We start from the raw sequence: 15254 nt of genomic DNA on the forward strand, positions 1-15254 counted from the left end.
AACAATCTCATTTACATATCGTGATATATCATTATTAGGTATTAAAATTGAAGTTTCCATTGGTAGTGTAATTTGAGTCATGTTATAATCTTTATACATAAGGCACCTCGTTAATTTAGTTTAGTAGTGTTTATTAAATTATACGAAAGGGCCTTATTTTTTTGAATAACAAAATGTATATTGTACCGATTTTGTAACGTGCTGACGCCTAGGGGAATAGTATGAGTGAGAGACTACAGGCTCGAACCATACCCCAGGCAAGCATGCACGGTCAAAATCGTAAGATTTTAAATATAAAGAGGACTAACCCATAAAGGATTAGCCCTCTTTTTTTGAGATTGGGTATTTATGTCCCGGACTCTTCCCTTTTATATCATTTCGAAAGGCTTTAAATTGGTTATCAAACATTTACATATACATTGAAGATGTGGTATAAGCTAAATAATTACACAATATTCACAAAGTGTAATTATACTTATTTTTATTTAAATTTTTCTGAATATTTAGATATATTTATGCTATGATATACATTATCATAAATTAGTTATAAAGTTTTACGATATAGTATTCATTGGGAGAGGTTCATTATGAAAGATTTTTTTAATAAGATTTTAAAAAGGGAAGACCCTTCAGTTTATCAAGTAAAGGATGCACATTTGAATAGAACATTACGTGTCAAAGATTTCCTAGCTTTAGGTGTTGGTACAATCGTTTCCACTTCTATTTTCACATTACCTGGTGTGGTAGCGGCGCAACATACAGGTCCAGCAGTTGCACTTTCATTTTTATTGGCTGCAGTTGTAGCTGGACTCGTTTCATTTGCTTATGCAGAAATGTCATCGGCAATGCCATTTGCTGGATCAGCCTACTCATGGATAAATGTTGTATTTGGTGAAGTATTTGGCTGGGTTGCAGGATGGGCATTATTAGCCGAATACTTTATAGCTGTAGCCTTTGTTGCATCTGGTTTTTCAGCAAATTTACGCGGGCTCTTTTCACCATTAGGTATTGAATTACCTAAATCTTTATCTAATACCTTAGGTACAGATGGCGGTGTCATTGATATCGTCGCCGCCGTAGTTATTTTACTTACTGCTTGTCTCTTATCTTATGGCGTATCCGCAGCTGCACGTATTGAAAATATCCTCGTTGTAATTAAAGTGCTTGCTGTATTACTATTTATTGTAGTGGGCTTAACAGCTATTGATTTAAGTAATTATGTACCTTTCATACCTGAACATAAAGTTACTGAGACTGGTTCATTTGGGGGTTGGCAAGGTATTTATGCAGGTGTATCAATGATTTTCTTAGCCTATATTGGATTTGACTCAATTGCAGCAAACTCTGCTGAAGCCATTAATCCACAAAAAACAATGCCTCGAGGAATCTTAGGTTCACTAGCGATAGCAGTGATTCTTTTTGTCGCAGTTTCACTTGTGCTTGTCGGTATGTTTACTTATTCAGCATATGCAGATAATGCTGAGCCTGTTGGATGGGCTTTAAGACAAAGTGGATTTGGTGTCATAGCGGCAATTGTTCAAGCCATTTCTGTCATCGGTATGTTCACTGCACTTATTGGTATGATGCTAGCAGGATCACGTCTATTGTATTCCTTTGGTCGTGACGGCTTATTACCTTCTTGGTTAGGTAAACTAAACAAGAAAAATTTACCCAACCGGTCATTAATCATTTTAACAGTCATTGCAGTGATTATTGGTTCCATGTTCCCCTTTGCTTTTCTTGCACAATTAATTTCGGCAGGAACATTGGTTGCCTTTATGTTTGTTTCAATCGGTATCTTTGGCCTACGTCCAAGAGAAGGAAAAGATATTCCACAGCCAGCATTTAAAATGCCATTCTATCCTGTTATGCCAATCATTACATTTATCAGTGTGGTTGTTGTATTTTGGGGATTAGGCGCTGAAGCAAAACTATACACACTTATTTGGTTTATTGTAGGAATACTCATTTACATTCTGTATGGTGTTAAACACTCTAAAAAAAGACATACTTAATATAATAAATAGAGAAATGGCTAAAACATCCTTACTTGTTTTAGCCATTTCTCTATTTATAAAACTGAATATCCCTTATACTTTGTCTTTCATTATCGTCTGCCTTCTTGTTCATAAAATAGTAACTGTTAAACTACCAAATTTATTTTTCTAAACGATCTATTTGAGAAAGTTCACGTATATTAGAAAAACTAACTTTTGAAATAAGACTATCATATGTATTTAAAGCTTGTTCAGTTACGCGCTGTCCCTCTTCAGTTAAATAAATATACATCGCACGTTGGTCTTCAAGACATTCTTGTCTCACGACTAAGGCCTTAGTTGGTTGTTCTATTCTTACAATTAAGCGCGACATCGCACTTTGACTTAAATCGACAATTTTAATTAAATCATTAATTTTATACTTTTTTCCTGTTGCTTTATAGATCTCATACAAAACATAAAACTCTTTCAAACTCAGATTATATGTTTGTTTCAATTTTTTCTCAATCATTGTATCAATATAGTGCACATACTTCGTTAACTGTATCCAATCATCAATTTTTTGTTGTTTTTTCATCATATCCTCCCAAAGATAGAAGCTTTTTTACTGTATTACGATTTTATTTAAGTAAATCATAACATTTATTTAATTAATTCTCTAAACTCATTTTTCTTAACTCCCTATATTATCATTCAATATATCATCACTGATATTTTATCACTAATGAATTAATTTTATAGCATCTTTATTTTTAAAATTATTATTTTTTATTACAATTTTTTCTGTATTTGCTCATTTACACTTGCACGCTCAACCACATAGAAAAACTGCCGCAAAGTGTAAAAAACACTTTGGCGACAGTCCTCTTTTAAGCCTTCTAACGGTATCAAATTAAATTATTAATGCTTTAATAACTTCTCTTTTAAATCTTTACGTTCATAGTCTAATGAGTAAGGATCATTCAACCAATAGATTCCTTCATCTACTTTAAATGTTTTTCCATTTTTAACTGCTTCTGTATTTTTCCAGATATCTTTGTCTTCAAATGATAAGTCTGAACCTTTTGCTACAGGTGTCACTACATAGTCTCCTGACATTTCAGGAATTTGCTCTTCTGATATATCAGCTAAATCATTTTTCTTAGTCGCTTTTTCTACTTTATCTGGCATCTTCAAACCAAATGAATCATATAAAATTTCACTACCATGACCATACGTTTTACCTAAAGCATAGATTTTTTTATCGAAATCTTTAATGATTGATACAGTCGTATCTTCTCCAATGGCATCTTTTATTTCTTTTCCATCATCTTTTGTTTTTTCTTCCCAATCTTTAATCCAATCTTCCGCTTTATCTTCTTTACCTACAATTTTACCCAACTCTTTATGTTGTTCTTTGTAATCATGCTTCATATAGTCAAACGCAACGGTTGGCGCAACTTTGTTTAATTTTTTTAAATTTTTGTCAGTATTATAAGTAATAATTAAATCTGGCTTAAGTTTCGCTACACTTTCAACATTCTCAGCGTCTACTTTATCAACATCTTTAAATTTGTCTTTCAATACTTTACTATCATCTACAATATTCGCTACTCCCACGATATTGGCATCTAATTGTTTCAAACCACCCGCGTATGTTGCACCTAATACAACAATACGTTTAGGTTTTTTTGGTATCTTTACTTTTTCCCCAGAATCTTGTGTATAGGTTGTTTTTTCTTCATCCTTTTTTGAAGCCTTGTCACTTGATCCATTGCCACATGCAGCTAATATTAACACGAACACGAGTAACGGTAATAATAATTTTTTCATTCATTTGTTCCCCTTTTCTCAATATATTCTCAATTATACATGATATTAGGTCAATCTCAATCATATTTCACACATTATTTTGAAGTATCAAAAATATTTAACTTTAGAATATATATAAAAACGTTACTTTCTAATAAATCGAAAGTACGTTTTTGTATATTCATGCCGGCGCTCGTTAAATAAGTCTTCGACCGCAAAATCATCTATGATTTCACCGTCTTTCATCACTATAAATCTATTAACTATTTGATTTAAAAACGCAAGATCATGTGATATAAGTATCATGCCATGATGTGTCGCTTCATAATAATGCTTTAAGATTCCAATCATACGTTGTTCTGCTATAACATCTAAACTCGCTGTTATTTCATCACAGATTAATATGTCTGGTTCCATCATCAATGTACGTATCGTGTTGAACCGCTGTAATTGGCCCCCACTCAATTCGTCGGGAAATCTGTTCATCAGTTTTTTATCTAATTGCATATCCCCCATTAAATCAGCTAAACGTTGTTTTAGCTCTTTTGATTCAAATAATCGTTGAAATTTAATTGGTTCTGACATAGATTTACTAATTTTAAATTTAGGGTTGAAGCTATCATATGCATGTTGAAATATTGGTAATATACGTTCATTATTTGTTGTAAAGTGGCCATGTGTTGGTTGTAGTATACCCAACATTATTTTCGCCAATGTTGTTTTACCGGAACCACTTTCACCAACTATACCAACAATTTCATCTGGTTGTATCGATAATTGAAGATGCTTTAATATAGATGCTTTTTTATAATTAAAGCTTACATCTATTAAATTAAGCATGATTATCCCCTTTCTGTAATTGACTTCGGGACTTAAATAATTTCAAACTATACGCTTTAACATCATTATTTTTAAAAGCATCCACATGCTTCGATTCGAGCATTTCACCATTTTTAATAACATGAATCCAATCACTAAACGCTAATACATGCGAAAGATTATGTGTGATCAATAGCAGCGTAACTTTATGCTCTTCAGTCAGATGTTTAATTAAATTCATAATATTAAAACCTGTTACCGCATCTAACGAAGCCATCGGTTCATCAGCGATAATCACTTTAGGATTAAGCATTAAAACACTAGCAATCTGAACACGTGCTAATTGTCCGCCAGAAAGACTAAAACAGTATCGTGCCATCACTTGATAAGGATTTAAATCTACCCAATTAATTGCTTGTTCCACAATTTTTTGTGCAGTTTCTTTATCTGTCTTATAGTGTTGTCTATATATAGAAATGAGTTGTTTCCCTAGCTTTGTATGATCGTTAAAACTGTGTGTGTAATTCTGCGAAATAAAGCCTATCTCTTTACCTAAAAGTTGGTGCATGTCTGATATATTCTGATTATTATAAGAGATTTGATCATATTGCATAGATAGCGTATTGGGTAACTGTTGAACCAATGCCTTAGCAGTTAAACTCTTACCCGAACCACTCTCGCCTACTAAGACATTCACTTTACTTTTTTTTAATCCTAAATCTACGTGATAAATCAGCCTATTACCGAAACTATCTTCTATTGATAAATTGCTTATTTCTAATATATTAGTCATGCATATCACGCTGTCCTTTCAATAGCTTATCCCTTAAAGCATCGCCGGCTAAGTTAAACAATAAAATTGTCAGTGTTATCAATCCTGCAGGTACAATCATTAATAAAGGATAAGCACTCAGATAATCTCTGCCTGCATTAAGCATAGCTCCCCATTCCGGAGAAGGCGGTTGTGCACCCAATCCTAAAAATGATAATGAAGATATATATAATATAATTTTGCCGAAGTCTACTGTCATCAAGACAATAATAGATGGCATAACTTGTGGCATGAAATGTTTAAACATGATGTTATGTGTCGGCACATTAAATAGTCTGGCCATTTGTACATAAGTTTTATTAATTTCGTTACTTACTACTGCACGCGTCAATCTAGTATAGGTCATCCATTTTATAATTGTAATTGCTATAACAAGATTCCAAATACTTGGTTTAAAAAAGCTTGCTAAAGCAATCATCAATACAAACTCAGGAATACTCAATCCAATATCAATCATACGCATAATGAACGCGTCTAACACACCTTTTTTATAACCAGCTATAAGTCCTAACGGTACCCCAATGAATACCGTAGCTAATAAAGTAATTAAACTTATAATCAACGTATATCTAGCACCAATAATGACCCTTGAGAACAAGTCACGTCCATAGTCATCTGTGCCTAACCAATGTGTTAGATTAGGTCTTTCCAAACTACTATCCAAGTTAACATCATAAGCGCTACCAGATGATACAAAGAACTGTGCAATAACAAGTACAAATAAGTAAACAACAAATATATATATAATAATATGACGTTGGTTTATCTGCTTCATAATGACTCACCATCCTGTCGATGCACTCGCTCAATGTTGTTAGATTTATTATATCGACGTTTGGGATCAATCCATAATAAAAGTAAATCACTCACTGTATTTGCTAATACTACAAAGAAACCAATCATGATTACAGCGCCTTGAACAACAGGATAATCTCGAGCTCTAATACTATCTACAAGGAAATGACCGATTCCCGGTATACCAAACAGATTTTCTATAACTACTGTGCCACCGATAAGACTGCCCACAGACATACCTAACACGGTGACGATAGGAATAATCGCTGGCTTAAACAAATCGTACCAAAGTATATAATGTTCAGACATACCTCTTAGTCTCGAGGCTTCAACTTCTTTAGATTGATAAAGTTCTACTAGATTTGAACGCATTAACCGTACATAATAGGCGCTCATGCCAATGCTTAATGCAATAACTGGCAATATATAACCTGCTATTGTATCTAAACCAGAGGAGGGCAATAGGTTTATTTTTTGAGCAAACACATAAATTAATATCGTTCCTAAGAAAAATGAAGGTATACTCACCGTAAAAGAAGTGACTGTTCTTATTAAAATATCTACCCATGTATGATAGCGTGTTGCTGCAAGTATACCTAAAGGAACAGCAACAACAAATACAACAATAATGGTCAGTACTGCAATCAATAGTGTAGGTGGTGTATAGTAAGCTAACTCATTGATTACTGGTTCACCCGTTTGATAGCTTGTCCCAAAATTCAATTGCACAATTTGTACAAGCCATTGGACATACTGAATAACGATAGGTTGATTCAAACCAAGTTTTGCTTTTGTTGCTTCAATTTGATCACTTGAAACATTCGCAACATCTAAATGCAATATTTTATCTACAGGATCCCCTGGCGTAAGTTTCATTAAAATAAACGTCACAGTAGAAAGAACAAACAATACAATGATCATTTGTCCGATTCTAGAGAGTATGTTTTTTAATATCATCCTTTTTTATCAACCTTATAATCAATTAGATAAATGCCTTCAGGTGTTGCTTTTAAGTTTTCCACTTGTTTATTCATCCCAACAATATTATCCATATATGTGAGATAGCTATTCGCCTTATCCTTATCCGTTATATCTATAATTTCATTTGTTAGACGGTTGCGTTCTTTTTTATCTACCGTTTTATTAAACTGATCTATCATTGCAGTAACTTTTTCATTGTTGTATCCACCAGCATTGATTGCGCCTTTGGGTTTATAAGCTTGGTTAAAGAAGTATCCTGTGTCACCTCGAGGAATCGTACCAAAGCTATACATGGAGGCATCCCACTGGTGCTTATCTTTAAGATATCCCTCAATATCATCCACGTTGCGAATGGTAATATCAATATGCGCTTTTTTAGCATCTGATTGAAAAACTTGAGCCATTTTTGGAAGTTCTGGACGTCCATTATAAGTTGACACTGTCAATTTTAATGGATGGTCCTTAGTGTATCCTTGAGCTTCCATCATTTTTTGGGCTTCATCGATGTCTTGCTTTTGCACCTGTTGCTTATCAATAAAATCTAATTTTGTATTAAACGGCCCTGTCGCAGGCGTAGCATGATGCTTGGAGACATTTTTAGCAATGCTTTCTCTATCTACGACTTTATCAAGTGCTTCACGAACCGGTTTTGTCATTTTTTCACTTGTGTGGTTATACATCACCAATGACGTTCTAAAACCTGAAACCGCCGAAGTTGTCGTTTGGTCACCTTTATTTAACGATTGCTCTTTCTCAACTGGAACATCCGTAATGACGTCTGCTTTGCCTGAACTTAAATCGCTCGTACGTGCGTGACCATCTTCTTGATATGTAACATTGACTTGCTTCAATTTTGGCTTGCCTTGCCAATACTCATTAAAACGATCTAGTTTAATATTCTGAGATTGTTTATAGTCTTTAATTTGATAAGGACCTGTACCAACAGGCGCTTTCGTTACATCCGTATCCGCATTTGTATCATATATAGCTGAAAAAGGACTTGCTAACTCAGATACTAATTCAGGGTATGCTTCTTTAGTAGTGATACTCATATGTTGTCCATTTACTTTAATATCTTTAATCGGCAATGAACCTTTAACCAGATCACTTTTGGCCATACTTTCTTCTAAACTCGCTTTTACAGCTTTACCAGTAACTTTTTTACCATTTTGAAATTTGATATCCTTTTTCAATTTCAAATCTAATTGTGTTGGTGATTTCTGTTTATATGTATCTACTAACAGTTTCTGTACTTTACCATCCGAACCTGCTTTAAATAGTGACTCTGCTGCCCCTATTTTAACAGGCACATCTGTTTCATAAGGTGCGATTGAAGTTGTCTTTAAAGGCAATTCAACATTCAAAGTATTACGCTTTGATTCACTACCTGATCCACTACAGCCTGCCAACACGATCGCTGTTGTTGCCAACAATGCACAGATTTTTTTCATTTATATTCCTTCTTCCTAACAAATTATTAATCAATTAGAAAAATGAACTTATAACTTCATGACAAGTACACTATATTCATTTTTGATAATACATCCAACTTATTTATTAATCAATTTCTTGCGGTTTCATTTGTTTACCTGCAAATAACATAATCCACGTTGCTATAATAAATGGGAGCGTAAAGACAGGTAAACCATAAGGCGTTAATAGCGTCGTCATGCCTGCATGAATTACGACCGTCAGCAATATACCTAATACAATGCTGATAGGTCGCTCTATTCTTGTACGAAACGCTATTCCAAGCGCTAACACGGTCAGTATCACATTATAACCGAACAAACCATCATTTATTTGATCATGGTTTGCACCCAATACGATAACGGCTGAAAACCCAATTAAATTGGCTACAATAGCATAAACACCTGCTTTTTTAGATGCTATAAATATACCAATTAATATTAAACAACCTGCTAAAACACTTTTCAATAAAAACACTTCACTAAATCCAGATAGAAAAGCATTTATAAACTGAATATGTCGTCCTGAATATTGGATTTCATGTATCTTATTAGGGAGAATATTGACATCTGCATTCACAAATTTAAATTGAAATGACATGAGCAATATCAACCAACTGACAAAAACATACGGCATCGTTAACATTGGCACATCAAATGGCTTAAAAAACGCTCTAAATGCTGAACCAATTGGCATAGTAATAACAATTGCGACAAAAATAATTATTAGACTATACCATTGTGGTACTAAAAATAGTGTCAATGCAATTGCGGTCAGTACTGGGTTAAATCCTGACAATCCAGTATTGATTTCTTCTTCTGAATAATTTGTCCTTTTTGCTAATAACAACGCAATGACGCTCGCTATGAATGCCATTACGCCTACTTTCCAGCTACCTATAAATAAGCCTAGCAAAATAAACAACCCTGTCCATGCGTTATTTAATAATAGTACTTGTGAAATATTCTTCAAGATAATTCGAATAGCATCCACATCGTCACCTGATTTCTATATACTCTAACTTATACAATAATATATTAGACTAACAAAAAATCAAAGCAATAAATATCAATTTTTTATAAAATTCGTGAACTACAAAGTGTTATTCTTGTAGTTAGCAATTAATAGTCATATCATAGATATGCACATATTTTTTATGTACATAATTCTATTTGTCGAAAGGTAGTGAGATTGTGCATTTTACACAACGAGAACAAGATAAACTTATGTTAGTGATTGCAGCAGATTTGGCTCGCAGACGTCAACAACGCGGTTTGAAATTAAATTATCCAGAAGCCGTAGCCATTATAAGTTTCGAATTACTAGAAGGTGCAAGAGATGGTAAGACCGTTGCCGAACTTATGAGTTATGGTAAACAAATATTAAATGAAGATGATGTGATGGAAGGTGTTGCCGATATGTTAACTGAAATGGAAGTTGAAGCAACCTTCCCCGATGGTACAAAATTGATTACCGTCCATCACCCAATTGTCTAAAGGAGGATTTAATTATGAAACCTGGTGAAATTATAGTGAAACGTACTGAAATCGAAGTCAATCAAGGACATAATGCGACGATTCTTAACGTTAAAAATACGGGTGATCGCCCAATTCAAGTTGGATCACATTATCATTTTTTCGAAGTGAATCCAGCTCTTCAATTTGATCATGAAAAAGCCTATGGCAAAAGAATAGATATTCCTGCTGGCGCGGCAGTTCGTTTTGAACCCGGTGATGAAAAAGATGTACAACTTGTAGAATTTAGTGGCAAGCGTAAAATTTATGGTTTCCATGGTGCCGTTAATGGATCTATTGATGAGTCCCGTGTTTATAAACCAGAAGATGATCGTACTGCAACAGAAATCATTGCAGAAGAAAACAAAACAAGTAAAAATGCTAATAAATAAAGGAAGAGGGTAAAAAGTATGAGCTTTAAAATGACGCAATCCCAGTATACAAGCCTTTATGGCCCAACTGTTGGTGATTCTGTAAGATTAGGCGATACAAACTTATTTGCTCGCGTAGAACGTGACTATGCTACATATGGAGATGAAGCTGCATTTGGCGGCGGTAAATCTATTCGTGATGGCATGGCCCAAAATCCAAATGTAACACGTGATGATAAACAAGTCGCGGACCTAGTCATCACAAATGCGATGATTATTGATTACAATAAAATTGTTAAAGGTGATATAGGTATTAAAAATGGCTATATTATGAAGATTGGTAAAGCTGGCAACCCAGACATCATGGATAATGTTGACATTATTATTGGTGCCACAACAGATATCATTTCTGCTGAAGGTAAAATTGTCACAGCTGGGGGCATAGACACACATGTCCATTTCATTAACCCTGAACAATCACAAGTAGCATTAGAAAGTGGTATCACTACGCATATTGGTGGCGGTACCGGGGCATCTGAAGGTGCTAAGGCTACAACAGTTACACCTGGACCATGGCACTTACATCGTATGTTGTTAGCTGCTGAATCATTACCTTTAAACATTGGTTTCACTGGTAAAGGACAAGCAGTCAATCATACAGCATTAGTCGAGCAAATTCATGCGGGTGCAATTGGTTTAAAAGTGCACGAAGACTGGGGCGCAACACCTTCCGCGCTCGACCACGCTTTACAAGTTGCGGATGATTATGATGTTCAAATCGCGTTACACGCAGACACATTGAATGAAGCTGGTTTTATGGAAGAAACAATGGCTGCTGTAAAAGATCGTGTCTTGCATATGTATCATACAGAAGGTGCAGGTGGTGGACACGCGCCAGATTTAATTAAATCTGCTGCCTATCCTAATATCCTACCTTCATCAACGAACCCAACCTTACCTTATACAGTCAACACGATTGATGAACATTTGGATATGGTTATGATTACCCACCATTTAAATGCATCAATTCCTGAAGATATCGCTTTTGCCGATTCACGTATTCGTAAAGAAACGATTGCTGCTGAAGACGTCTTACAAGATATGGGTGTATTTAGTATGGTTAGCTCAGATTCACAAGCAATGGGACGTGTTGGTGAAGTAATTACACGAACATGGCAAGTAGCTCATCGTATGAAAGAACAACGTGGCGCATTAGAAGGCGACAGTGAATACAATGACAATAATCGTATTAAGCGTTATATCGCTAAATATACGATTAATCCGGCCATTACACATGGCATTTCAGATTATGTAGGCTCAATTGACGAAGGTAAACTCGCAGATATCATCTTATGGGAACCAGCGTTCTTCGGAGTTAAACCTGATGTAATTGTTAAAGGTGGCATGATTAATACTGCAATTAACGGGGATGCCAATGGTTCTATCCCTACTTCCGAACCTTTAAAATATCGTAGAATGTATGGTCAATTAGGTGGAAATCTTCAAAGTACGTCTATGACATTCGTGTCTACAACTGCCTACGAAAATGATATCGGTAAGCTTTTAGGTTTAAAACGTAAACTAAGACCTGTTCACAACATACGTAAATTAAGTAAAAAAGACATGAAAAATAATAACGCAACCCCAGATTTAGATGTTGATCCGCAAACATATGAAGTATTTGTAGATGGCGAAAAAATCACTAGTGAACCTGCTACAGAACTACCATTAACACAACGCTATTTCTTATTCTAGGAGGTAAAAAATGATCATCGAAGAGATTGTAGGTAATATCGCTAACCTTTCAGATAGCGAAAAAGGTAAACACATGGAAAAGGTATACCTAGAAAATTCAGATTTAGTAAAAAGAATCCAACGTGTAACGACAGATCACGGGAACGAAATCGGTATTCGTTTGAAACAACCTATCGATTTACAATATGGAGATATTTTATATAAAGACGATAAAAACATAATTATCGTTGATGTTAATTCTGAAGATTTACTGGTCATTAAACCACGTACATTACAAGAAATGGGAGATATCGCTCATCAACTTGGAAATAGACATTTGCCAGCACAATTTACAGAAACTGAAATGCTTGTTCAATATGACTACTTGGTAGAATCATTATTACAAGACCTAGGTATACCTTATGAGCACGAAGACCGCAAAGTTAACAAAGCATTCAGACATATAGGACATGCTCATGATTGATCATGCACATTTACGCCTGTTTCAATTCTGTGATTCACAATTTCCAACAGGCGCGTTTAGTCATTCATTTGGACTTGAGACCTATATCCAGCGCGATGCAGTTCATGATGAAGAAAGCTTCCAGCAGTGGCTTGTTTTATTTTTAAACGAGCAGTTAACTTACGCCGATGGTTTAACGATGCGTCTAGTATACGAGGCTCTAAACAACAATGATACAAAAGCAATATTAAAATTAGACCGTATTCTGTTCGTTCAGAATTTGCCAAAAGAAACAAGACAAGGCTCTAAACAAATGGGCAATCGTATGGTCAAACTTGCTTCGGAACTTTATGATAGCGCGTGGATTAATTGGTACCAGACACAAATGAAAAATAAAAAAGCATCCTTGCATCCTGCAATATGCTTTACTATGTTGGGTCACCATCTCGGTGTCGATATCGAAACCATCATTGACTATTATTTATATCAGAATGTGTCAAGTCTTACTCAAAATGCAGTACGTGCAATTCCATTAGGACAAACTGCAGGACAGCGTATTGTTCATAAGATGATTCCAATCATGAAAGAAACACGAGATCACATCATGACAATCGATAAATCTCAACTAGGTATTACCGCTCCAGGTTTGGAAATCAATCAAATGGAACATGAAAACGTTAATGTAAGAATCTTTATATCTTAGGAGGACAAGCTTTATGACAGATACAATTAAAATAGGTGTGGGTGGCCCTGTTGGCGCAGGGAAAACGCAACTTATCGAAAAAATTGTAAAACGATTAGCAAAAGACATGAGTATTGGTGTTATTACTAATGATATCTATACTAAAGAAGATGAAAAAATATTAGTGAATTCAGGTGTCTTACCAGAAGATAGAATCATTGGTGTAGAGACTGGCGGTTGCCCACATACAGCTATACGGGAAGACGCATCTATGAACTTTGCAGCTATTGATGAATTAAAAGACCGCAATGATGATATTGAACTTATCTTCATAGAATCAGGTGGCGACAACTTGGCGGCGACTTTCAGTCCTGAACTTGTTGATTTTTCAATTTATATTATCGATGTTGCCCAAGGGGAAAAAATCCCTCGTAAAGGTGGACAAGGTATGATTAAATCAGACTTTTTCGTTATTAACAAAACAGATTTAGCACCTTACGTTGGCGCATCTTTAGAACGTATGGCAGAAGATACTAAAGCTTTCCGTGGTAATCGACCTTTTACTTTCACTAACCTTAAAACTGACGAAGGCTTGGATGAAGTCATTCATTGGATTGAACAAGATGTATTTCTTAAAGGATTAGCATAGATGTCTAATAACAAATCAGCATGGACAGGTCAATTAGATTTATCCGTTTTTAATAATGGGAAAAAGTCTGTCGCTCGAGATATCTTTTTTGAAAAAGCTTTAAAAGTGATGCGCCCAGTCTATTTAAATCATTCTGATATTCCTACATTCTATATCGTCAATGTAGGCGGTGGTTACTTAGATGGTGACCGCTATACGATGAATTTTAATATAGATTCAGACGCTAAAGTTATTTTAACTTCACAAGGTGCAACAAAAATTTACAAAACATTAAACGATCATGTTGAGCAATATCAAACTTTTAACATAAAAAATAAGGGCTATGCTGAATATGTTGGAGATCCAATTATCGCATTTGAAAATGCAAAGTTTTATCAACACAATGTGTTTAATTTGGAAGCTTCAGCCGCCCTATTCTATACGGATATTTTAACGCCAGGCTATTCCAAATCAGATAAACGCTTTAGTTATACGTATATGCATTTACTCAATGAAATATATGTAGATGAGACGTTAGTCGCCTTCGATAATATGTTACTCGATCCAACAAAGAATAAAGTGGATGGCCTCGGGTATATGGAAGCATACACACATTTAGGTTCTTGCTATTTCATTCATCCTGAGGTGAATCAAAAGTTTATCGATCAAGTTTACGAGGAAATTAAACATTACCAACAAACATTTGACTGTCGCTTTGGTATTACACAATTACCAACACATGGCTTCAGCCTTCGTATCTTATCAAATAAAACACAAGTCATTGAAAAAATCATAACTACCGTACAATGTTATGTCGTTAAAGAAATTTTTAATCGTGATGTAGATTTTTTACGTAAATATTGATGAAAACAAAGGGCCTGGAAAACATTTCCAGACCCTTTTGTGTGTCGATGACAGCTCAGTGTTATTGATTTTAAACTTTAAATCATATTAAGTAACCAAATCAGACTTACTACAAATAATACGATGGTAATAAGATAGATAGTTAACTTTTGAGCTTTGTTTAAAGCTTTTTGTTCTTTTGTAAACAAACTAAACATGGTCCCATCTTTGCCCATTAATAAGGTAATTGAAAAAATAAGTAAGACAATAGAAATAATGAACAATATTAAAGCGATAAATACCATATGTGTACTCCTTTTCCAGTTGTGCATTT

General features: G+C 34.7%; 17 protein-coding genes. 8 read left to right on the top strand and 9 right to left on the bottom strand.

Annotation, left to right across the window (positions count from 1 at the left end; genetic code table 11):
* Positions 1-587 precede the first annotated feature (587 nt).
* Positions 588-2015: an APC family permease gene (locus BTJ66_RS05215; protein WP_099089913.1), complete on the top strand. Its 1428-nt coding sequence runs from the start codon at positions 588-590 to the stop codon at positions 2013-2015.
* A 142-nt stretch (positions 2016-2157) separates the two neighbouring features.
* On the opposite strand, the gene BTJ66_RS05220 is transcribed toward BTJ66_RS05215, so the two are convergent.
* The 8 genes from BTJ66_RS05220 to yut all read right to left on the bottom strand — a co-directional run bounded on the left by BTJ66_RS05220 (position 2158) and on the right by yut (position 9678).
* Entirely contained in the window at positions 2158-2574 is a 417-nt protein-coding gene (locus BTJ66_RS05220) for a MarR family winged helix-turn-helix transcriptional regulator (protein WP_099089914.1), read from the bottom strand.
* A 323-nt stretch (positions 2575-2897) separates the two neighbouring features.
* A complete protein-coding gene (locus BTJ66_RS05225) occupies positions 2898-3809 on the bottom strand; it encodes an ABC transporter substrate-binding protein (RefSeq protein WP_099089915.1) in 912 nt (303 codons plus the stop codon).
* Between the two features lie 123 nt (positions 3810-3932).
* Positions 3933-4628: an ATP-binding cassette domain-containing protein gene (locus BTJ66_RS05230; RefSeq protein WP_099089916.1), complete on the bottom strand. Its 696-nt coding sequence runs from the start codon at positions 4626-4628 to the stop codon at positions 3933-3935.
* Positions 4621-5400, bottom strand: coding sequence for an ATP-binding cassette domain-containing protein (locus BTJ66_RS05235; protein WP_099089917.1), 780 nt, complete (start codon positions 5398-5400; stop codon positions 4621-4623). Before BTJ66_RS05235 ends, BTJ66_RS05230 begins: the two co-directional genes overlap by 8 nt.
* A complete protein-coding gene (gene nikC, locus BTJ66_RS05240; protein ID WP_099089918.1) occupies positions 5393-6214 on the bottom strand; it encodes a nickel transporter permease in 822 nt (273 codons plus the stop codon). Before nikC ends, BTJ66_RS05235 begins: the two co-directional genes overlap by 8 nt.
* Entirely contained in the window at positions 6211-7191 is a 981-nt protein-coding gene (gene nikB / locus BTJ66_RS05245) for a nickel ABC transporter permease (RefSeq protein WP_099089919.1), read from the bottom strand. The genes nikC and nikB overlap by 4 nt, the downstream gene beginning before the upstream one ends.
* On the bottom strand, positions 7188-8666 hold the full coding sequence (nikA, locus tag BTJ66_RS05250) for a nickel ABC transporter substrate-binding protein (RefSeq protein WP_099089920.1): 1479 nt from the start codon (positions 8664-8666) through the stop codon (positions 7188-7190). Before nikA ends, nikB begins: the two co-directional genes overlap by 4 nt.
* A 106-nt stretch (positions 8667-8772) precedes the next feature.
* Complete coding sequence (yut, locus tag BTJ66_RS05255; RefSeq protein WP_099089921.1) at positions 8773-9678, bottom strand: urea transporter; 906 nt, start codon at positions 9676-9678, stop codon at positions 8773-8775.
* A 200-nt stretch (positions 9679-9878) separates the two neighbouring features.
* On the opposite strand from yut, the gene BTJ66_RS05260 reads away from it, so the two are divergent.
* From BTJ66_RS05260 to BTJ66_RS05290, 7 genes are read left to right on the top strand one after another with little or no spacing between them, the layout of a single operon-like run.
* Positions 9879-10181, top strand: coding sequence for an urease subunit gamma (locus tag BTJ66_RS05260; protein WP_099089922.1), 303 nt, complete (start codon positions 9879-9881; stop codon positions 10179-10181).
* Positions 10182-10195: 14 nt separating this feature from the next.
* The gene (locus BTJ66_RS05265) at positions 10196-10591 is read left to right on the top strand and encodes an urease subunit beta (protein ID WP_099089923.1); all 396 of its coding nucleotides are present in this window, start codon (positions 10196-10198) and stop codon (positions 10589-10591) included.
* A gap of 18 nt (positions 10592-10609) precedes the next feature.
* Positions 10610-12325, top strand: coding sequence for an urease subunit alpha (gene ureC, locus BTJ66_RS05270; protein ID WP_099089924.1), 1716 nt, complete (start codon positions 10610-10612; stop codon positions 12323-12325).
* Positions 12326-12335: 10 nt separating this feature from the next.
* Positions 12336-12788, top strand: coding sequence for an urease accessory protein UreE (gene ureE / locus BTJ66_RS05275; protein ID WP_099089925.1), 453 nt, complete (start codon positions 12336-12338; stop codon positions 12786-12788).
* Entirely contained in the window at positions 12781-13470 is a 690-nt protein-coding gene (locus tag BTJ66_RS05280; RefSeq protein WP_099089926.1) for an urease accessory protein UreF, read from the top strand. The genes ureE and BTJ66_RS05280 overlap by 8 nt, the downstream gene beginning before the upstream one ends.
* A gap of 13 nt (positions 13471-13483) precedes the next feature.
* Positions 13484-14098, top strand: a complete 615-nt coding sequence (ureG, locus tag BTJ66_RS05285; protein WP_099089927.1) for an urease accessory protein UreG — start codon at positions 13484-13486, stop codon at positions 14096-14098.
* Entirely contained in the window at positions 14099-14941 is an 843-nt protein-coding gene (locus BTJ66_RS05290) for an urease accessory protein UreD (protein WP_099089928.1), read from the top strand.
* A gap of 77 nt (positions 14942-15018) precedes the next feature.
* Here the strand turns inward: BTJ66_RS05290 and BTJ66_RS05295 are convergent, their stop codons facing one another.
* Positions 15019-15225 carry a hypothetical protein gene (locus BTJ66_RS05295; RefSeq protein WP_099089929.1) on the bottom strand — a complete coding sequence of 69 codons (207 nt, stop codon included), beginning with the start codon at positions 15223-15225 and terminating at the stop codon, positions 15019-15021.
* Positions 15226-15254: the final 29 nt, after the last annotated feature.

Origin of the sequence: Staphylococcus edaphicus, from assembly GCF_002614725.1 — a bacterium.
GTDB classification, from domain to species: domain Bacteria; phylum Bacillota; class Bacilli; order Staphylococcales; family Staphylococcaceae; genus Staphylococcus; species Staphylococcus edaphicus.